Annotated in this window: 10 protein-coding genes; 5 read left to right on the top strand and 5 right to left on the bottom strand. The window is 44.1% G+C overall.

The features are described 5' to 3' along the window. The first annotated feature begins 88 nt into the window (after positions 1-88). The 5 genes from panP (at position 89) to H6F63_RS06950 (ending at position 15,105) form a co-directional block, all read left to right on the top strand. On the top strand, positions 89-1,765 hold the full coding sequence (panP, locus tag H6F63_RS06970; RefSeq protein WP_190636039.1) for a pyridoxal-dependent aspartate 1-decarboxylase PanP: 1,677 nt from the start codon (positions 89-91) through the stop codon (positions 1,763-1,765). Continuing rightward, the gene (locus tag H6F63_RS06965) at positions 1,728-6,497 is read left to right on the top strand and encodes a non-ribosomal peptide synthetase (RefSeq protein WP_190636037.1); all 4,770 of its coding nucleotides are present in this window, start codon (positions 1,728-1,730) and stop codon (positions 6,495-6,497) included. Before panP ends, H6F63_RS06965 begins: the two co-directional genes overlap by 38 nt. 24 nt (positions 6,498-6,521) lie before the next feature. Beyond that, on the top strand, positions 6,522-7,568 hold the full coding sequence (locus tag H6F63_RS06960; RefSeq protein ID WP_190636035.1) for a TauD/TfdA family dioxygenase: 1,047 nt from the start codon (positions 6,522-6,524) through the stop codon (positions 7,566-7,568). A 23-nt stretch (positions 7,569-7,591) separates the two neighbouring features. Further along, positions 7,592-13,333, top strand: a complete 5,742-nt coding sequence (locus H6F63_RS06955; protein ID WP_190636033.1) for a non-ribosomal peptide synthetase — start codon at positions 7,592-7,594, stop codon at positions 13,331-13,333. 365 nt (positions 13,334-13,698) lie between these two features. Next, positions 13,699-15,105 (top strand): aspartate aminotransferase family protein, encoded by a 1,407-nt coding sequence (locus H6F63_RS06950; RefSeq protein WP_190636030.1) that lies wholly within the window; start codon positions 13,699-13,701, stop codon positions 15,103-15,105. A 76-nt stretch (positions 15,106-15,181) separates the two neighbouring features. Here H6F63_RS06950 and H6F63_RS06945 read toward each other — a convergent pair whose 3' ends face one another. The 5 genes from H6F63_RS06945 to H6F63_RS06925 form a co-directional block, all read right to left on the bottom strand. Further along, positions 15,182-17,215, bottom strand: a complete 2,034-nt coding sequence (locus tag H6F63_RS06945; protein ID WP_242019570.1) for an acylase — start codon at positions 17,213-17,215, stop codon at positions 15,182-15,184. A 770-nt stretch (positions 17,216-17,985) separates the two neighbouring features. After that, a complete protein-coding gene (locus H6F63_RS06940; protein ID WP_190636026.1) occupies positions 17,986-19,377 on the bottom strand; it encodes a carotenoid oxygenase family protein in 1,392 nt (463 codons plus the stop codon). Positions 19,378-19,654: 277 nt separating this feature from the next. Beyond that, complete coding sequence (locus H6F63_RS06935) at positions 19,655-20,644, bottom strand: Piwi domain-containing protein (RefSeq protein WP_190636024.1); 990 nt, start codon at positions 20,642-20,644, stop codon at positions 19,655-19,657. Continuing rightward, on the bottom strand, positions 20,571-21,275 hold the full coding sequence (locus H6F63_RS06930) for a hypothetical protein (RefSeq protein ID WP_190636020.1): 705 nt from the start codon (positions 21,273-21,275) through the stop codon (positions 20,571-20,573). Before H6F63_RS06930 ends, H6F63_RS06935 begins: the two co-directional genes overlap by 74 nt. Before the next feature lie 15 nt (positions 21,276-21,290). After that, complete coding sequence (locus tag H6F63_RS06925; protein ID WP_190636019.1) at positions 21,291-21,794, bottom strand: hypothetical protein; 504 nt, start codon at positions 21,792-21,794, stop codon at positions 21,291-21,293. Positions 21,795-22,085 lie beyond the last annotated feature (291 nt).

Here is a 22,085-nt window from a genome sequence, read left to right as displayed (position 1 = left end):
TACCTCAAACGCCGCGCCCCTCAACGTAGATTTTTCCTGTAAGTCTTATAAATTTTGTAGTTTTAGCTTGAAAAGGAAGTGTCTTTAGATGAAAGAAACAATTAAAGTGCCAAGCTTACCAAATGAAAAACTAGCTTCTGAACGCAACTTGGAGCAAGTCGAAAGCCAATTAATGGAATTATTTTCGGTTTCCGAAGATGGAACCCCGACAGAAATAGAAGCCCGAATTACAGCGATCGCGCAAAGTTTTCTGCATACTAAAAACGTCAGCACTGATATTGAGCTGGATTCAATAGTCGAAAAATTTACAGATAGTAAAATTCCGGTCGAGCCATCTGATGTGGGAGATTATATCGATTACTTGACTGAAAGTGTAGTTGCCCATTCAATTCATACATCCTCCCCACGATATATCGGTCACATGACCTCGGCACTGCCCCATTTTGTCCTGCCCTTGGGGAAGCTGATCGCAGCCATGAATCAAAACGTAGTTAAGGTAGAAACTTCAAAAGCTTTTAGCCCTTGCGAACGTCAGGCTTTAGCGATGATGCACCGATTGATTTACAAATTTTCTGATGATTTCTATCATCAACATATTCAAGAAAGCGAGAGTACCTTGGGCGCGATCGCAACTGGCGGGACTCTGGCAAATATAACAGCAATGTGGTGCGCTCGTAACGCTTCATTAGGGTCAAAAGATGATTTTACTGGGGTTGAAAATGAAGGCTTACCAGCGGCTCTAAATTTTTATGGATACAAGGAAGCGGTAATTATTGGCTCTACCTTGATGCACTACTCTTTTGAGAAGGCTGCGGGGATGATGGGCATTGGCGATCGCAACTTGATAAAAATCCCTGTAGATCGTAACCATCGGATTGACTTACTCGCTCTACGGCGAACTGTTGCCGAGTGTCGCGCCCGTAACCAACTTATTATCGCCATCGTGGGTATTGCTGGGTGTACGGATTCGGGAGCGGTAGATCCACTTTTAGAGATGGCGGAGATTGCCCAAAACGCAAATGTTCACTTTCATGTAGATGCGGCTTGGGGTGGGCCAGTTCTTTTTTCAAAGCAACACCAACATAAACTAGCTGGCATCGAAAAAGCGGATTCTGTCACCATCGACGGACATAAACAAATGTATCTGCCAATGGGAATTGGTATGGTATTTTTCCGCAATCCCCAAATGGCAAATGTTATTGAAAAAACAGCCCGCTATACTGTCCGCAAAGGGTCAATTGATTTAGGAAAGCGCACCTTAGAAGGCTCTCGTCCGGGAAACAGTTTATTTCTACAAGCGGCGCTGAATATTATCGGACATCAAGGTTATGAATTTTTGATTGATAGCGGTATCCAGAAAACTCAATACATGGCAAATTTAATTTGTCTGCGACCTGAATTTGAATTGCTGGTAGAGCCGGAAATTAATATTCTTCTATATCGCTACATTCCAGAACCTTGGCGACAGAAAGTTGCTAAAGGCGAGTTAACTGAAGCCGACCAACAATCAATTAATCAATTTAATGAACTGCTTCAGAATGCTCAGCGCCAGGCTGGTCATACATTTGTTTCGCGGACAACATTAGATACCACCTGCTATGGGAAAGGTAAATCTATTGTGACGTTGCGTGCAGTGTTGGCAAATCCACTCACTACTGAAAGTGATATTGATGCAGTTTTAGACGATCAGATAGCGACGGCTGCAAAGCTACCCGTGTTAACAGGATATGACCAGCTGGCGAGGAGTGTTGCTAATGACGACTAACGATCGCTTAGAACGGCTAAAAAATCTCTCGCCAGAGAAACGCGCCTTGGTGCTTAAGGCATTGCGAGAACAAGCTGTGCGAACTGAGGAGTCTAAAGTTATTCCTCGACGCGCTCGCCAGCAGCCTGCGGTTCTTTCTTTTTCCCAGCAGCGATTGTGGTTTCTCGATCAATTGGAGCCGGGACGCTTTACCTATAATATTCCTGCTGCTGTGCTACTCTTGGGTTCGCTGAATATAGCGGCATTGGAGCAGAGCTTTAATGAGGCGATCCAGCGTCACGAAGTTTTGCGAACCACGTTTGCAACTCACCAGGGGCAACCGATTCAGGTAATTGCCCCCAGTTTAAAGTTAACTCTACCTGTGGTAGACCTGCGGCATCTGGCGAAAAGTGAGCGAGATGCAGAGATCCAAAGGCAAGCGACGCTAGAGGCACAGCAACCCTTTGATTTAGGGCGCGAACCTTTACTGCGTGGTACTTTGCTCCATCTGGACGAAGCCGAGTATGTGCTGCTGTTTACAATGCACCACATCGTCTCTGATGGCTGGTCAATTGGAGTCCTGATCCGAGAATTAGCGGCACTCTACGAAGCTTATGTTGACGGTCAGCCTTCACCGTTACCGGAACTGCCGATCCAGTATGCAGACTTTGCTGTTTGGCAACGGCAATGGCTTCAGGGAGAAGTGCTGAAAACGCAGCTATCCTACTGGAAGCAACAGCTTAGGGGCAATTTGCCAGCCTTGCAGTTACCGACTGACCGACCGCGATCGCCTGTTTCGACTTTTCGGGGTGCCAGCCAATCTTTCGTGTTACCAGCGAGTCTTTCTGAGGCACTGAAGGCGCTCTCGCAGCGGGAGAATGTCACCCTATTTATGACTCTGCTGGCAGCGTTTAAAGCTCTCCTGTACCGCTACACGCGACAGGATGACATCCTGGTAGGCACACCAATTGCTAACCGCAACCGAGCGGAAATAGAAGGGTTAATTGGTTTTTTTGTGAATACTTTAGTGATGCGTACTGACATTTCTGGCACCCCCAGTTTTCGGGAGTTGTTGGGGCGAGTACGGGAGGTAGCTTTGGGAGCGTATGCCCATCAGGACTTGCCTTTTGAGCATTTGGTAGAGGAACTTCAGCCAGCGCGAGACTTGAGCTATCACCCGCTATTTCAGGTGGCGTTTGTGCTACAAAATGCTCCAAAAGAGGTGCTGAAGCTGCCAAACTTGAGCCTCAGCTTTTTAGCGGTGGAAAGCGCGATCGCTAAGTTTGATTTAACCCTAACGATGTCTTTCGCCGAGGAAGGACTGATCGGATCGTTAGAGTACAACACTGACTTATTTGATGCCACAACAATCAAGCGGATGTTGGGGAATTTCCAAACAATGCTTGCAGGTATTGTTGCTAATCCGGAAGCCCGGATTTCGGAATTACCCCTGCTGACTGAAGCTGAACGTCAGCAACGACTGACGATAAATCAGACTTTGCTAGTTCCGCCTTCGTTGTGTTTGCATCAGCTGTTTGAGGCGCAAGTAGAGCGATCGCCCGACGCGATCGCAGTAGTCTTTGAAGAGGAGCAGTTAACCTATCGGGAACTGAACCAGCGGGCGAACAAAATCGCTCACTACCTCCAGTCGTTGGGAGTCGGTGCAGAGACATTGGTAGGGATATGTGTAGAGCGATCGCTTTACACAGTAGTCGGGCTAGTGGGCATTCTCAAAGCTGGTGGCGCATATGTTCCCTTAGATCCCGCCTATCCCAAAGAGCGTCTAGCTTTCATGCTAGAAGACTCGCAAGTGCCAGTGCTGTTAACTCAGCAGTCGTTGGTAGAAGCTTTACCGACATCTAAAGCTAAAGTAGTCTGTTTGGATACATGGGGCATTGGCCAAGAAAGCGACGCTAATCCAGTCAGTCAGACGACAACTGACAACCTGGCTTATGTTATCTACACCTCCGGCTCTACAGGACAGCCGAAGGGCGTATTAATCCCGCACGGGAATGTCGTCCGGCTGTTTGACGCGGTGCAGTCGTGGTATCAATTTAGCGATCGCGATGTGTGGACGCTCTTTCACTCCTATGCTTTCGATTTCTCTGTTTGGGAACTTTGGGGCGCTCTCCTTTTTGGTGGGCGGTTGGTGGTAGTCCCTTACTGGGTGAGTCGTTCGCCGGAATTGTTTTACGACTTATTGTGTAAGCAGCAGGTAACTGTCCTTAACCAAACTCCCTCAGCCTTCCGCCAACTAATTCGAGCAGAAGAATTGGCTAATCCGACACAGGCGTTGTCTTTGCGTTTGGTAATTTTTGGTGGGGAAGCTTTAAACCTCCAAAGCTTGAAGCCTTGGTTTGACCGTCATGGCGACCAGTTTCCTCAGCTAGTCAATATGTACGGCATTACAGAAACCACCGTACACGTAACCTATCGTTTGCTGACAGCTGCCGATCTGAATCTGGTTTCCGGAAGTGTAATTGGTTGTCCAATTCCAGATTTGCAAATCTACATACTCGATAGTCATCAGCAGCCAGTTCCTATCGGAGTTCCGGGCGAGATGTACGTTGGTGGCGCGGGTTTGGCGCGGGGATATCTCAACCGTAGCGATCTGACTTCGGAACGGTTCATCTCCAATCCCTTCAAAATCCACAATCCACAATCGGAACGCCTTTACAAAACTGGCGACTTAGCACGTTATCTAGCCAATGGAGACATTGAATACTTAGGACGAATTGACGACCAAGTCAAAATTCGCGGCTTCCGGATTGAGCTAGGAGAAATTGAGGCGGTGTTGACTCAACACCCGGCTGTTTCTGAAGGGCTGGTTGTAACGCAAGGCGAAAATTCTGGGGAACAACGTTTGGTAGCTTATGTTGTCCCTTACCCAGAACAAGCGATTACTATCAGCGAACTGCGTAGCTTTCTAGCTCAATTGCCCAACTACATGATACCCGCCGCCTTCGTACTACTCGAAGCCATACCTCTAACGCCGAATGGTAAGGTAGATCGGCGGGCATTGCCAACCCCCGTCGCCACACCTGAGCGGGATGTCGCCTTTGTCGCTGGGCGCAACTTTGTTGAACAGGTACTTACCGAAATCTGGGCTGAAGTTCTGGGCGTGCAGTCTGTGGGCATCCATGATAACTTTTTTAACTTGGGGGGAGACTCGATTCGGAGTATCCAAGTTCGCACTCAAGCTCAGAAAAACGGGATAGATTTTTCTATCGAACAACTATTCCGTTATCAAACGATAGGCGAACTGGCTCAACACGCCAATCGGACAGAATCCAGCTTACCTATATCAGACACAGAACCATTTAGCCTGATTTCCTCAGCAGATCGGTTAAGTTTGCCGGAAAATGTGGAAGATGCCTATCCCCTGGCGATGCTTCAGATGGGGATGCTGTTCCACAGTGCCTATAGCCAGGATTCTACTCTCTTTCATGACATCTTCAGCTTCCACCTGCAAACGCCTCTCGACCTTCAGGTTTTGACGGCGGCTATCGAGCAATTGTTAACCCGTCATCCTGTACTGCGTACTTCTTTCAATCTGACAAACTTCTCCGAACCCCTGCAACTGGTGCATCGGATGGTGGAGATTCCTTTGCAGATAGAAGACTTGCGCCACCTCTCACCCGCCGAGCAAGAGGAAGCGATCGCTGGTTGGATGGAAGCGGAAAAGAAACAGAATTTTGATTGGAATTGTCCTCCTCTACTGCGTTTTCAGGTTCATCGCCGTGGTGAAGCTACCTTTCAATTTACGCTGAGCTTCCACCATGTGATTCTCGACGGTTGGAGTGTAGCATTGTTACTCACAGAGTTATTTGAGCAATATTTCTTCCTTCTGGGTAAAGAAATTGCGCCGCCGTTACCGAACCAAGCGATCGCTTTCCGAAATTTTGTAGCTTTGCAGAAAAATGCGCTTCGGTCGGAGGAATGTAAGCGGTATTGGATTCAAAAACTCAGTGACAGCACAAAGACAACATTACCTCGCACTTCTGTTTCCCAAACAAATACAGAGGCGGTTCGCGTACTAGAGATTCCAGTCAGCGCAGAGATTTCCCAAAAGCTCAAGCAGCTGACTCAGGTTGCTGCTGTTCCACTCAAAAGCGTTTTGGTAGCCGCACACCTGAAAGTGATCGCAACTTTGAGCGGTCAATCGGACATTTTAACAATACTTTCAGCAAATGGTCGCCCGGACAGTGGTAGCGATCGCTCTCTAGGACTTTTCCTTACTCCTTTGCCATTTCGGATGAAACTTTCCGGAGGTACTTGGCTTGACCTGATTCGCGAAGCTTTTGCAGCTGAGCGCGAATTATTACCTTTCCGATGGTATCCAATGGCTCAAATTCAGAAAGATTTAGGAAGACAGCAGCTCTTTGAAACTTGTTTTAACTTCACTCATTTCCATGTTTACCAACGTCTAAAATCATTCACCGATTTGCAGGTTTTAGATGATATGCACTTTGAAATGACCGATTTCGCCTTATTAGCTGATTTTGGTTTGAATGTGACTACATCTCAAATCAAACTTTTCTTAAAGTGCCATACCTCTGAATTATCCCAGCAGCAAATTGAAGAGATTGGTCATACTTATTTTCAAACTCTTACCACTTTAGCCAACGAACCAACTGAATCTTACCAAGCGCAGGAACATAAAAAACCATCCTTGTTGCTCAAACAAGAGCAAATAGAATCAACCAGCTTACAAAAGCTAAAAACCGCCAAAAGAAAAGCAATTCGCGGTTGAAAATATTCCGGAGCGTAATAAAGTATGAAAAAAATAAACTCCCAAATTCCCTTTAATAAAAGGTCGATTACTCGCAAACCCTTCCACCTCTCCCAAAATGAGTTAATTGAAACCGAGTATCTACTCCCTGGTAAAAGCATTCCTCTACTTGTAAAACCAGCCGTCCTAGGTGTCAATTTATTAGAGTGGGCTACAAGTAACCAGGAAACGGTTAAAACCCTGTTACTAAACTACAGAGCCTTACTTTTTCGGAATTTTAATATAAATTCAACGGATTTGTTTAACCAGTTTATCAAAACCACTTCCACCGGAGAACTGCTGGAATATCGCGATCGCTCATCGCCACGCCATGAAATCAGCGGCAAAATATATACTTCAACTGATTACCCCGCCGAACAAAGCATCTTTTTACACAACGAAGGAACCTATTGGCTAACTTGGCCTCTAAAAATATATTTTGGCTGTCTTATAGCTCCGCAGCAGGGAGGAGAAACCCCTATTGCTGACTGTCGAAATATTTTTCAGCGCATCAATCCAAAAATTAGAGAGCGTTTTATCGAAAAAAAAGTTTTGTATGTCCGAAACTATAATGATGGATTTGGATTAAGTTGGCAGACAGTTTTTCAAACTGAAGATAAAACTGTGGTAGAGGAATATTGCCGTCGTAATGGGATTGAATTTGAGTGGAAAAGTGGTGATCGTCTCAGGACTCGCCAAGTCCGACAAACTGTTGCCAAACACCCCCAAACCGGAGAAAATATCTGGTTTAATCATGCTACTTTTTTCCATGTTTCTACACTAGAGCCAACGATGCGCGAAACATTGTTGGCGGAGTTTAAAGAAGAAGACCTTCCCAATAATACTTATTACGGTGATGGCTCTTCAATTGAAATATCTGTATTGGATGAACTTCGCGAAGCTTATCTGCAAGAAAGAGTAATTTTCCCCTGGCAAGAAGGCGACGTATTGATGTTAGATAATATGTCAGTCGCTCATAGTCGTACACCTTTTGTAGGTTCGCGCAAAGTTGTAGTGGGAATGGCTGAACCATTTACTAATTCAGAAATATAGGGTACACAAAAGGAGTTAAAGAGATGCAAAGCGTAGACACAAAAATGCCAGATGAAATCGTGGAAGGTTATCGGCTTTCCCCTCAGCAAGCTCATCTATGGTCATTACAGCAAATTGACTCTAGCCTACCTTATCGTGTCCAATGTACCTTATTGCACCACGGGCTGGATAAAAACATCTTAAAAAGTGCCTTACAAGAGGTAGTAAATCGACATGAAATTCTTCGCACGAATTTCCGTTCTCTATCCGGGATGGAGCTTCCTTTCCAGGTAATTACTCATAGTGTTACACCCTCAATCAATTACTACGATTTAAGCGAGTTACCTCCCGCTACACAAGATGAGAAAGTTGAGGCGCTTTTTAATGAAACTCTAGGTTTTCCGTTAAATTTTGAAAAAGATTTCCTTTTACATCTATCTCTGATTTCCCTATCGTCAAATAAGTATATATTGCTGGTAAGCTTACCAGCTATGCTTGCAGATAGGGTGACATTGAGAAATTTAGTACAGGAAATCAATGATGCCTATGCAGTTTGTTTGCGTGGCGAGAAATTCTCAGATGAACCGCTGCAATATGCAGATATTGCTGAATGGCAGAATGAGTTACTTGAGGGAGAAGGAGAGTTAGAAAGAGCATATTGGCATCAAAAAGATTTATCGGGGTTGTCAAACTTAAAGCTGAGTTATGAGAATGAAATTTCTAAAAATATAGAATTTCAGCCGCAAGTTTTGACAGCAGCTATTCCTCCAAATTTGATAGCCGCTATAGAAACCTTAGTGGGTAATGATACTTCGGTTTCAGAATTTTTATTGGCTTGCTGGCAAGTTCTCCTCTGGCGTTTGATTGACTATCCAGATATTACCGTCGGGACAGCATATGAAGGGCGGAAATATGAGGATTTACAGCAAGCACTAGGGTTGTTTGCTAAATATTTACCCATTCAAACTCATTTGTCAGAGAATTTACCTTTCAGCAAAGTTTTAGAACTGGTTGATAATTCTGTCAATGAAGGCTATAAATGGCAAGAATATTTTACTTGGCAACAACAGGTAAATCATTTAGATACACCTTTTTTCCCGTTTACTTTTGAGGTTGAAGAATTTGAGCGAGATTCAAACGAGAACAAAGTATTTACAATTAACAAAGAGTATGCCTGTATAGAACGATTCAAAATCAAACTTTCTTGTATTCGTAGGGACGATTTAATTGCAGAATTCCACTACGATAGTAACTTATTCGCTCTAGAAGATATCAAACGCTTATCAGAGCAATTTGTGAAATTGTTAGAAAGCGTTACTAACAACCCTGACGCATCGATAGCTCAGTTAGAAATATTAAGCGATCGCGAACGACAGCAACTTTTGGTTGACTTCAACAATACCCAAGCTGATTACTCACAAAACCAGTGCATCCACCAGCTTTTTGAAACCCAAGTAAATCAAACACCAGACAACATCGCAGTTGTGTTTGATACTCAAGAATTAACCTATCGCGAACTGAATCAACGGGCGAACAAATTAGCTCATTACCTACAGAAACAAGGCATAAAACCAGAGGTATTAGTAGGAATCTGTGTAGAGCGATCGCTAGAAATGATTGTTGGGATTTTGGGCATTCTCAAAGCTGGCGGAGCCTACATACCCCTCGATCCAGCGTATCCCCAAGAGCGTCTAGCCTTCATGTTAGAGGATGCTCAGGTATCAGTGCTGTTGACTCAACAGCGGTTAGTTGAATTACCCAAACATCAAGCTAGTGTAATTTGCTTAGATGCAGATTGGGAAAATATTGCCTTAGAAAGCGACGAAAATCTTACCCATGAAGCCAAGTCCGATAACTTAGCTTATGTTATTTATACCTCCGGTTCCACAGGCAAACCGAAAGGAGTAGCGATCGCGCATCAAAATTTAGTTCACTCAACCAGTGCGCGTTTAGCTTACTATCGGGAACCATGCGATCGCTTCTTGCTGCTTTCATCATTTGCCTTTGATAGTTCAATCGCGGGTATATTCTGGACTATTACTCAAGGAGGAATGCTCGTTCTTCCCCAGGAAGGTGTACAACGGGATCTGTCACAAATCCTCGGTTTAATTAGTCAACATCGTATTTCCCATTTCTTAAGTCTGCCATCTCTTTACGCTCTCCTGTTAGAACAAGCTCAATCAGAACAGCTTGTTTCACTGCGTACTGTCATCGTCGCCGGCGAACTTTGTCCAAAAGAATTAGTTTCCCGTCACCTAGAACAGCTGCCAAAAACATCTTTGTTTAACGAATATGGCCCAACCGAAGGCACAGTTTGGAGCAGCGTCTACCATTGCCAGTCACCAGAATTAATTCGCCTTCCCATCGGTCGTCCTATTACCAACACGCAGATTTATCTACTAAACTCCGATCTTCGTCCCGTACCAATTGGCGTACCGGGAGAAATATATATCGGCGGTGCTGGCTTAGCTCGCGGCTACTTAAATCGCCCCGAACTAACTGCCCAAAAATTTATCAACAACCCCTTTAAAGCTGATACACAGCTTTACAAAACTGGCGATTTGGCGCGTTTCTTGCCAGATGAGAACCTGGAATTTTTGGGGCGAATTGACCACCAAGTAAAAATTCGGGGTTTCCGGATAGAACTCGAAGAAATCGAGGCGGTGTTAAAACAATACCCAGGTGTGCGGGAAACTGTAGTTGTGGCGCGAGAAGATGTAGTAAGCGATCGCCGCATAGTCGCTTATTTCGTCCCGTCCCCAGAATCGACATTCACAATTAGCAACCTGCGCCACTTCTTGCAAGAAAAGCTGCCGGAATACATGATCCCATCAGCTTTTGTGCGGCTGTTGGCTTTGCCACTGCTGCCCAACGGCAAAGTAAATCGCCAGCAATTGCCAGCCCCGAATTCCACTAGCGAACAGCTCCCAGAATATACGGCCGCTAAAACCCCGGTTGAAAAGCTCCTAGCTGGCATCTGGGCGCAAATCCTGCGCGTTGAGCGAGTGGGCATCCACGACAACTTTTTCGATTTAGGCGGCGATTCTATCCTCAATATTCAGGTAATCGCCAAAGCCAACAAAGCCGGACTAGCCCTAACTCCCAAGCAGCTTTTCGAGGCTCCGACAATTGCCCAATTAGCTGCTCTTACTGGTACTACCCATACTATCCAGGCAGAACAGGGGATGGTAATTGGACAGGTGCCTCTGACACCTATTCAGCACTGGTTTTTTGAAGACAATCCTCTCGATCCGCACCACAGCAACCAAGCTGTCTTGTTAAAAGTGCCGCCCGATTTAGACCCGCAGCTTTTGCAAATAGTCGTGCAGCATTTGCTTAGACATCACGACGCACTCCGTCTGCGTTTTATTCAAGAAGGCGACGCTCCTCAACAAGTCAATGCTAGTTTCAATGAGGTAGTACCATTTACCTGCCTAGATTTGTCGGCGCACTCCCCCGATGCACAAAAAGCCGCCTTAGAATCCGCCGCCGCCGAAGTACAAACTAGCTTGAACCTATCACAAGGGCCGTTGGTCAGAGTTGTCTTTTTTACCTTAGGTAACAACCAGCGGAATCGCCTGTTGATTGTCATCCACCACTTAGCTGTTGATGGTGTCTCCTGGCGGATTTTACTAGAGGATCTTCAGACAGCTTATGAGCAAATTAGCCGGGGTAAGACGATCCAACTGCCACCCAAAACAACTTCTTTCCAGCAGTGGGCGCAACGATTGCAGGAATACGCCCACTCATCAGAACTCCAGCAAGAGGAGAATTATTGGTTGACCCAGCTACGGAAACCAGTTTGTCCTCTACCAGTGGATTTTTCTGGAGGTGCCAACACTGTAGCGTCAGTTAGCACAGTGTCCGTAACCCTCTCTCAAGAAGAAACTCAAGCTTTGTTGCAGCAGGTACCAGCAGCTTATGGAACTCAGATCAATGATGTGTTGCTCACAGCGCTGGTGCAAGCCTTCGGACAGTGGACAGGGGATTCGTTATTAGTGGATTTGGAAGGTCACGGGCGCGAAGAAATTTTCGACGATGTAAACTTATCGCGTACAGTCGGCTGGTTTACTACCATCTTCCCAGTGCGGCTGAGCTTAGAGGAAGCTTCTAACCCTGGAGATGCTTTGCAGGCTATCAAAAAGCAACTGCGTAGTATCCCAAATCGGGGCCTTGGCTATGGCGTGCTGCGCTATCTAAGCAAAAATCTGGAAAAGCCTTTGCAGTTGCAAATGCCTCAAGCGGAAGTGATTTTCAACTACTTAGGTCAATCCGATCAAGTATTTCAATCATCGCTGTTGGCTCTAGCCGAGGAATCCAGCGGTCTTGTCCGCAGTCCAAGAGGGCATCGGCGTTACCTGTTAGATATCAATGGGATTGTTGTAGGAGGTCAGCTGCGGCTGAATTGGACGTACAGCGAGGCCGTTCATCGCCGGGTGACAATTGAGAGTTTAGCGGAAGATTTTCAGGAGAGATTGCGATCGCTCATCACCCACTGTCAGACTATGCGATCGCCAGTCTACACCCCTTCTGACTCACAACCAAAGCTAAGTCCCCTGGAAACGCCCCTTCCGGCAAACCCCACCACCACTAGCAAGGAAATTACTATTGAACAGTTACTTGCTGATGCCATCCTAGATTCCGCCATCCGCCCCAATACTGCACCTGTTAAGGATTTAACTGATCCAACTTGTATTTTTTTAACGGGAGCAACGGGCTTTTTGGGAGCTTTTCTACTTTACGAACTGCTACAACAAACCCAAGCAGACATTTATTGTCTAGTTCGTTCTCCTAATATCGAATCCGCCAAAAAGAGACTTCAAAGCAACCTGGAATCCTATTTAATTTGGAATGAATCTCTCAGCTCTAGAATCATTCCCGTCTTAGGAGATTTATCCCAACCCTTGTTAGGTCTTTCCCAGGAGCAATTTCAACTTTTGGCAAATAAAATCGATGTGATTTATCACAATGGGGCGGCAATAAATCTTGTTTATCCCTACTCAATGCTCAAAACACCTAATGTTTTGGGGACGCAGGAAATCTTGAGATTGGCTTGTCAAACCAAAGTGAAGCCAGTGCATTATGTTTCAACTCTTGCTACTCTATTATCAGCGGACAATGATGTACCAAAGAGTGGCTATGCTCAGACTAAATGGGTTGCGGAACAGTTGATAATGAGTGCGCGATCGCAAGGTCTTCCCGCCTCTATTTACAGAATTGGTAGTGTATCAGGACACAGCCAAACTGGTGCTTGTAATCCAAACGATCATCTGTGCAGAACTATCAAAGGCTATATTCAACTCAAAAGCGCGCCCGCCGAAAATGGAATATTAAGGACGGCTCCAGTTGATTATGTGAGCCAAGCCATTCTGCATCTATCGCAGCAAAAAAACTTACTCGGTGAAGACTTCCATTTATCAAGTCCACACCCAATCCTAATCAGCGATATTTTCAAGTGGCTGAGTTCATTTGGCTATTCAATTCAGCAAATTTCCTATGCAGAATGGCAAACCAAACTCTCAAATTATGCCGAACATTCTCAGGATAATGCAGTCTCTTCGCTCCTACCTTTATTTGAGCAAAGCTTATCTAATCGTGCCAGTAAAGCGGAGTCCTCAACACCAAAATCAAATTCTGTGGAAGATACCAATTTCCAGAATACTCTCGATAAACTTGCCAGCGCTTCAATCTGTTGTCCACCAGTAGATGACAAATTCCTTCATACCTACTTCTCATACCTGATTCAAATCGGCTTTTTAGATGCGCCGCAGCCGAGCGAAATTTAGCGTTAATTATTCGAGGATGTCTGAAAAGTCATAATTGAGACGCTGAGACGGTCTAAATCCCCCTTTTCAAGGGGGACTAAGACTTAATTCTCCCCCCTAGAAAAGGGAGCTGGGGAGTATCAAACTAACTTTTGACACTTCTGGGACATCCTCTTAGGTCAGGTATTGTCCACCTAGCCCAGTAAAGGTAAGGAAAAAAGGAAAATTATGCCTTAACCTCTACATTTTACCTTCGTGTTCTTTGCACCTTCGCGGGTTAAAATCCCGAATAGGCGAAGAAAATTATCAGATTTCACTTAACCCCTTGGCAAGACTAACAACGCTTACCCTAACCCTAAAATAAAACAAAAAAGGAGATAAGTTTGATGATCTCTCAAGAAACAAATTTACAACAGAAATATTTACAAGCCTTTATAACTCGTTACAACCAGCGCACAAAAACATCAAAACAGATGGCGCAGACTTATCGCCCAGCCCTGGCTGATAGTAAAATTTATACAGGATTCCATAATCTTTTTAAAGAAATGGTTTATCCAATTGTAGCCAAGCGTTCTCAAGGCTCTAAAACTTGGGATGTCGATGGCAACGAATATATAGACTTAATGATGGGATTTGGCGTAAATCTCTTTGGTCATAATCCTCCTTTTATTAAAGAAGCACTGCAAGAGCAACTTGATAAAGGCATACAACTAGGCCCACAATCAGAGTTTGCTGGTGAAGTAGCTGAGTTAATCTGTGAACTAACGGGGATGGAGCGGGTAGCATTTAGTAATACAGGCACAGAAGCTGTGATGACAGCAATACGCTTGGCAAGAGCAGTAAGAAATCGCCACAAAATTGTAATTTTTTCAGGTTCTTATCACGGTCATTTTGATGGCACATTAGTTAAAGCTCAAACGGAAAACGGGAATTTACGTGTATTACCTCTTGCTCCGGGAATACCACCAAATATGGTTGAAGATGTTTTGGTTTTAGAATATGGAAATCCTGAATCACTTGAAGTAATAAAAGCTCATCAAGAAGAAATAGCAGCTGTTCTAGTTGTACCTGTGCAAACTAGCCGCCCTGACTTCCAGCCTAAAACGTTTCTCATGGAACTGAGAGAACTCACAAAAGAATCAGGGATGGTATTAATATTTGATGAAATGGTAACTGGTTTTCGCATTCATCCGGGTGGCGTACAGGCATGGTTTGGCATTGAAGCAGACATAGCCACTTATGGGAAAATTGTCGGTGGCGGTATGCCAATTGGCATTATTGCTGGAAAAGCTGTCTACATGGATGCAATTGATGGTGGTATGTGGAATTATGGCGATTCATCTTACCCCCAAGCGAAGACAACATTTTTTGCAGGCACCTTTTGCAAGCATCCATTAGCTATGGCTGCTGCACGAGCCGTTCTTAATTATTTAAAAACTCAGGGGCCTGCCCTTCAACAGGAGTTAAATCAACGTACATCCCAATTTATGGAAGCATTAAATACTTACTTTGAAGAAGATAAAGTACCTGTCCGAATGGTGAACTTTGGTTCGCTTTTCGGCTCCGCTTCTTCAAGAAATTCTGTAGCTGCGGAAAATCCTGCTGCCTCAACAAGTATGGATTTGTTACGCTATCACCTGCTTGACAAGGGGATACTTCTGTTGGGAGGAGGCGGGTACTTATCTACAGCACATACAGATGAAGATATTGCTTACATAATTCAGGCTGTTAAAGATAGTGTCAAGGAACTGCGAGAAGGGGGATTTTTACCAGATCCAGCTAAGATTTCATAAAAACGCGATCGCTTCCATTAATTACTCCCTTACGGCTACAGAATAAATAATCTTGTAGCCGTAAGGGAGTAGCCACTTAGAATACTTCGCGCTTTTCCAGATGGGCCACGATATCCTGACGCGCTCGCCAAACCGGACGCAACTGTTTTCGAGCGAACATCTGCAACTGCTCGCCAACATGGGGCGAACCCGGCTGGGTTGCATTACCGTAGCTTGTAAGTGCCATCGCTTTTACTGGGTTGGAAAACTCGATTGCAGCAACATAGGAATCGCCATCGAAAGCTGAAAATCGCTCATCTGACGCCGGAGCGAAATTGAGAACCCGGAAAATCCCAAGACTTCCCGGCCCACCATTGGCAGCAAGATCCACATTATTAGACCGCAGCCGGAAGACATCACCCCAAGGTACATCAAGCGCCTTATAAGCCGCCTCCACCTTCGCCGCAGCGGTAGAAAGCGCCTTAGCTGCGCGAGGAGGATCTGCCAAACCGTCTGGCGTGGTACGTGGGGAATTCTGGTTCCACGGGGTGCTAAATGCGCTGTCGAAGTCCATCTCTTCAGCCCAGAAGGAAAAGAGTACGGCACCCCGGCTATCTGCATTTGCTGATGCGTCCCAAGCCTCAAGTACATCGGCGGCTCGACGCGCTAATTCATCCCCATGCTTCCGTGCAGCGGGAATCAGGTCATCCAGAAGACGATCTGCCAGTTCCATGCGTGTTGAGTGTTTGTACTTAATCATTTCCTCGAAAGAAATCTTTTTATCCTCATCCAACATCCTCGCGGAACGTTGCGCTCGGAAAGACATAAACTGCGGTGCCATATAGGGCGGGAAATCTGCTGGATTTAGCGCCGCTGGGAAAGTCGTTGTCCAGGGTGGATCGTTTGCATTTTGTAACCAGCCGCTAGGCGGGTCAACTACTCGCGGTAAATCGGTATAAGGGTGAGCTTTTGTCCACAACGTTGTAGATGTGTCACCAGGGATTATGCCTTCCCAGTATTTAAAGTCTCCCTGAGAGCGGATTGGCACTTGACCGTTGAACAGGTGCATGATGTGTCCCTGGCGGTCTGCATACATTACCGTGAACATCGGAATCTGCAAGCGCTTTAGGGCAGTCTCAAACTCAGAGAGTTTGGTTGCACGCGCCATATCCCACCACTGCTCTAATGCACCAGGTTGTTCAAGTCCCACAACCCTCAGCGCTAGGGCTTTTCCATCCTTTTGCTCTACAACAGGCCCGTGTATCGAGCGTTGCACTACAAGTGGTATGGAGCGCAGTGTGCCGTTATCCTGTTTCACCTTCAAGATTTTCTTTTCTGTCTCAAAGGCTTGAACCTTGCCATCAAAGCGGTAGCCGCCGTCTTTGAGCTGCAATTCGTAAGCATCCCATCCATCATGGGTGTTGACTGTGTGAGTCCATCCCAAGTTGTTGTTGAATGCGATCGCTAATACCGGAAGTCCGACAAGTGTCGCCCCGTAAGCATCGATTCCAGGCGCGGTAATCTGGGCTTCATACCAAACAAATAAATCTGACCAAGGGAGGTGCGGGTTTGCCAGTAGCATCGCGTTCCCACTTGCAGAACGTGCTGGTGCGATCGCCCAACCATTAGAACCGACGGGGTTAGTGCGATCGCTAGTTTCTTTTACACTCTTTGGATTCACAATAAATGTGAAATTCATCACGCGCTGCTCGTGAGCAATTATATCGACTGGCCGGACTGGCAACACCATCTCAACTTCATCATCAATCAGCTCAGGATGTTTCAAAGCATAGGCATTTATCCCAGCAGCAAAGGCATCTAAATAACTCCGGAAAGCTGGATTTTGCGCTTCATACCACTTGCTGGCACGCTCAGGAATCCCCATTGTTTGTACCCATTGATCTGATTCTAGGTACTCTTTTCCCCAGTATTCTGCACCCTGTCCGCGTGCCTGACCGTAGAGGCGTAAAATCAGGTTTCCATGACTTTGCATCTGCGCCCAACCAAAGGACTGAAATGCACTTTTCGCATCCTTGCCGTAAATATGCGGTACGCCGTACGTGTCCCAGAGTATTTCAGTTGAGGAAGGTGATGAGCTATTACTTTGACTCCCCACAAGTAAAACCAGCATGAACCCAAATATCAACGGTAGCAGTCGGAATGATTTCCCTTTCAAACCCCTGACTTTATAGCCTATACCACCCTTGAAAAAACCATCAAGAAAACGCCAACGACTTTTTAGAAAACACCACTTTAAAAGAGATTTAAACATCACCTTTTCGATAAATTAATAATGTATAGACAACACAGTTTCATTTCTTAAAAATTTGATTGTGCCTTAACAACTCGTTTTACCTGATTATTTTCGCAACTTCCCTCTTGATGTCTTTTCACTTTATTGACCATACATATGTTGAAACCAATACAGACCTAAGGATTCAGCTCCCTCCCCGGAATAGGCAAGGGAAAATTAGCCCCTTCCCTTGCAGGGGAGGGGTTGGGGAGAGGTCAGAGTGTACTGCATCCAAACGAGAATTGCTATATTGTCCGATGTCTGCCAATCTGGTACAGCCTCAATGTTTTGAAGGCCAAGGCCGCCTCCTATCTCCACTAAATGAGAAATCTTATCATTATTAATGAAAGATATATGCAAAATATTCTCATTTGTGAATAAACTACATATGTGCTAACCGGGTTCATTAGCCTGTCAACGCGCAGTCTATTTCTTACCCTCGGCTTCTGACGCGCGTTCCGGCGGGAGCGTTTTACTATTGCCTTTGCTGGTCGCTCCGTCTATGACGCAAATAACATGGCAGGACATGGCAATGCCATGTCCTACGTAGAAAAACCCAACAAATGCCTATGTTTTGTTGGGTTTCACATTCTGGGGACTAACTTACGCTAACTAGCCAACTGTTCTTCAGAAATCCATGCACCGTGGAAGCCGTAAGGGACGCGCTGAGGAATGAGAACCCGCGCCACTGGTTGAGATGTCACATCTTGGGCATTCACGACTACCAGTTCAGAAGTGTTTGCTTCCCGATCGTGAACGAAGGTGACAAGCCAACCATCATCTTCAGCAGTAGCATTAGGACGGGGAACAAATACCGCCTCACCGCCATAGCGTCCCCGTCCGAATTTGTGAGTTTCGGACTTACCACTGCTGAAGTCATACTTGATAACACCTTCAAACAAAGGCATAGGATTATTTGCCATCTTTCCGGTATAACCGTATTGCATCGGTCGTCCCATTAGCTGTTCGTTCAGACGGGGAAAATCTGATGGCGCATCATCCAGCATTTCCTCTTTTACAGTACCCGTCTTGAGGTTAAACCGCCAACGGTACAGACGCGCAGCGTCTCCCTCATTTTCACCGGGTGTCATATCAGTCGTTAAGACACTGGTGGAACTCATGCGACAAGCGACAAGCACTACTTCATCCTCTTCCTCGTAGGCGTTGAGGGTATGGAAGACGTAGCAGGGAGGGCTTTCAAACCAGCGGATGTTGCTATTGTCGCCATGACGGGGGACAATGCCGAAACGACTAGGGCGATCGCGTTCAAACATCAACCCTGGTTTACCCTGCTGCATTCGTACCATGCTGAAGGTTAGCGGCAGATCCATAAAAATCGTGTAGTGTTCGGTGATGGCAAAATCGTGCATCATCACTCCCATCGGCAAGTCGATGGGAACTGTCCGCAAAAGCTCACCACTTGCTGAAACGACGCTGTATTTAAGGTAAGGCGGAGCAAACGAGTAGCCAAAAAACATCATTTCGCCAGTTTCGGCATCTACTTTGGGATGAGCGGTGAAACCAGAAGCCAGTTTGCCGTCGTAAGTGTAAGTGCCTGATGTCTCTAAGCTGGGAACCTTAATAGCGTGAGGTTCACCGCCTTCCCAGAGCGCCAGCAGTCGCCCATCGTGCCACACCAGAGCCGTGTTAGCAGTATTTTTAGGAAAATTGTAAGGATTGTTGCCTCGTGACGGTTCCATCATCCCCGTCCAAATCGCCTTACCCGCTTCGCGCTCAATATTAAATCCCCGCGTCCGGATGTAACGGTTGCGATATTCAGCTTTACCGTTGTTGATTCGCACTCCGTGCAACATCCCATCCCCATCAAACCAGTGATAGTTACCGATTGGTGAAAACTGCGGATTTGGGCCATTTCGCACGAACATCCCGGATAAATCGGGGGGTAGTTCGCCGATTACTTTCAGGTTATCTGCTGCTATTTCTTCCCGTACTGGCGCAAAGTTACCTTCTAGATAGAGATTGACTGCTGTTGTGGTCATGCGTTGTGCTGAGTCAGTTGTCTTTTCTATATTTTGATTGTGCCAAGGCGATCGCGTCTCGCACTATGGTTGTGGAAACACACTGCTGATGTGGTTGGGGTGTGTTAGCGCTTAGAAGTGAATGCGATCGCATCCATCTCTACATGGATGAAAGCAAATCACTGTATCCCGAACAAGCTGCGCTGCGATTATTGCCTATCATCCAACAGCAAAATACTTCAGCGTTTAAGTGCCAGAGGTCTGATGTTATACCTACTGTCACGGGTAGGTAGCTAGCTTATTGATTTGTAAACTGTATAAGATCGCCACTGTATGAAAGATTGTTTGCTTTCTGTATGGTTATCGGTAACTTTGTTGGTTCAAAGATATTCTGAGAATACGCTTTTGTAAGCCAATAAACTTCTTCTGTTAGTTCTGTGATTTGTTTATAACCATATATTCTCCTTATTTTTAAAGGCTTAGGTGCAGTTTTTGTTTTTAATGACTGGTCATTGGTTATCAAGTAGGATAAATTTTCTGTATAAACATAGTATCCTTGGAAACCGTCTAAATATGTTTTGTGACCTCGATAGTTTGAATAAAAACCAATTAACGGTACTCCAGTTTTTATAACCTCTACTAAATTGTATTGATTGATGTTAATTTTTTTCATTACTTTATGTAAATCCCCCACCTCTTTGAGTATGCCATCGCGATGTATAGTCAATTGCTGGTTTTTATTTAAAAATTTATGAGAAAGATATAGAAAGGCTTCGAGCAAAATTTCATAATCAATAACTTCATTGAGTTGCAGCCCCTTCTTAGTAAATTTGTCAATTAACCAGCCTTGATTATCAATCGCCGTTACTGTAAGATTAGTAGATTTTGTTTTATGGTCGTGTCCCAAGTCTATACCAATAAAGATATGTTGGGGATCTTGAGGATCAATACTATTTATTTTCCAGGGGATAGCTTTATTCTTCATGCCTAGTTTAAGTAACACATTTGCCAGGGTATACTTATTTAAATCATTGAAGATTATGTATTGACTATATTTATTTTTTAGGGCTTTTACAATTTGCTTATTTACGGATTCAAATTGGTTTATACCTAAAATATCAGACTGTTTAACATGAAGAGGATTAATTAAATGAACAATATAGCTAGAATTGCTGCTCTTGATGTTTTCAGATATTTTATTTATATCAAATGTTTCATAATCGAATAAAATAACATCTTCTTTCGTAAGTGGCGAAATATTCTCTTTGTATAAAAAAAAGTCTGGCATTAACATTATCAAGAATCTTTTCAATGCCTTCCCTAAAAACAATTGCGGTTGATATGATTAATTTAATCGGAAACGTAATAGGCATTTGCAATAAACCTGAATTTATCAAACCTTCGACGGGAGTGTAATGAATTTTACCATTTGCAAAAACGAATTTTTTACTATTTAGAATAATATTCGCGGAATAAGGTATTTGATTGAGGTTAGTAAAATTAACAAGGCTTGTTATATTACTATAATTAGCCTGCAGCTCATTTATTAATTCTATTGTTTCTCTCAAGTTCGTTTGCTCAAAATAAAATTTTTCTTGTGAAAAGCGAATATTTCCGAATCTCTCTTCAAAGGCTTGAGCTGTATCAAAAGTTTCAAATATATTTTCAGAATCTTTTATTTCTGATATAGTTTTAACTTCATGAGATAGAGATTTACCTGTCTTTATGTTTATCAGCTTATGTTTTTTGTGGTCAATAGGATTTTGCAACTTTAATTCTATAACTGGTTTAGTTGTTCTGCATAAGTTGGTGTAACTCAAGTTTATATGTATTCGACCTTCTATGAATTCAACAGAATACTCAATACCTTTCTTAACTATTAGCTTATTGTTGCCATCTGCCTTTACCCTTGAGTTCAAAATAATTGAATTACATCACCTGGTAAGTCTAAATTCCAAGTTATTTTTTCCCAAAAAGTTTTTAAGAAAACTTTTTCGTATATCTTCGCTAGTCTGATCTGTGCTTCTGTTAACTGTAACTAATCTAGTTAAGCTTACAGGAAGAGCAGTAACCAAGGTTTGGAAAGAACTATCAAATATTTGATATTCTTCTTCGAGTTTCTCTAAGTTGATTAATGATTGTTTGAAATTCTGAAGCTTAAACGACTCAACAAATAAATTAATAATGTTTGGACTTTTTATTGTCAAGTATTGCTGCAAAAACAATTTATGTTCTTCGTTGGCAACTGGTTCGTTTCCATATATTAAGAAAAAACTTAATACTTGAGTATCTACAGACTTCTGAATTAAATATCTACACTCATTTAATTTAACCTCTTTGCGTGATAAATATTTGATTTGAAGAGAGTAATCTTTTTCAATACTAAAAGGACAGTTGGGAACATAAACTGCTCCTTTAGCTGGGTAAAGAAAAAACATATTGCTTTAGCTCCATTACTTATATAGTGAAGGTGATATTTCTGTCAGTTAATTAGCCATAGGGGGCTTTGAGAATACAGGATTGACTGACAAATCTCAGATACTCTATACCTAGAGTTCCCAGAAATTTCACTAAAGTAACAGGTTCAAAAATCCCAAACTAACAGGGCAAACGCATCTAAAATCTATAAGTCCTACTGGCTAATGGGTTCAAAAAAACTAAGCAAAAATACTCAAAAGCCGAAATCCTTATTCAGTGGGTGTTTCAGAATAAGATGTGTTTGCCAAGCC

Origin of the sequence: Trichocoleus sp. FACHB-40 (genome assembly GCF_014695915.1) — a bacterium.
In the GTDB taxonomy this organism is placed as follows: Bacteria; Cyanobacteriota; Cyanobacteriia; order Cyanobacteriales; family FACHB-T130; genus Funiculus; species Funiculus sociatus.
Note: the sequence above shows the minus strand (reverse complement) of the source record. Positions and strands in the feature narration are given on the sequence as shown.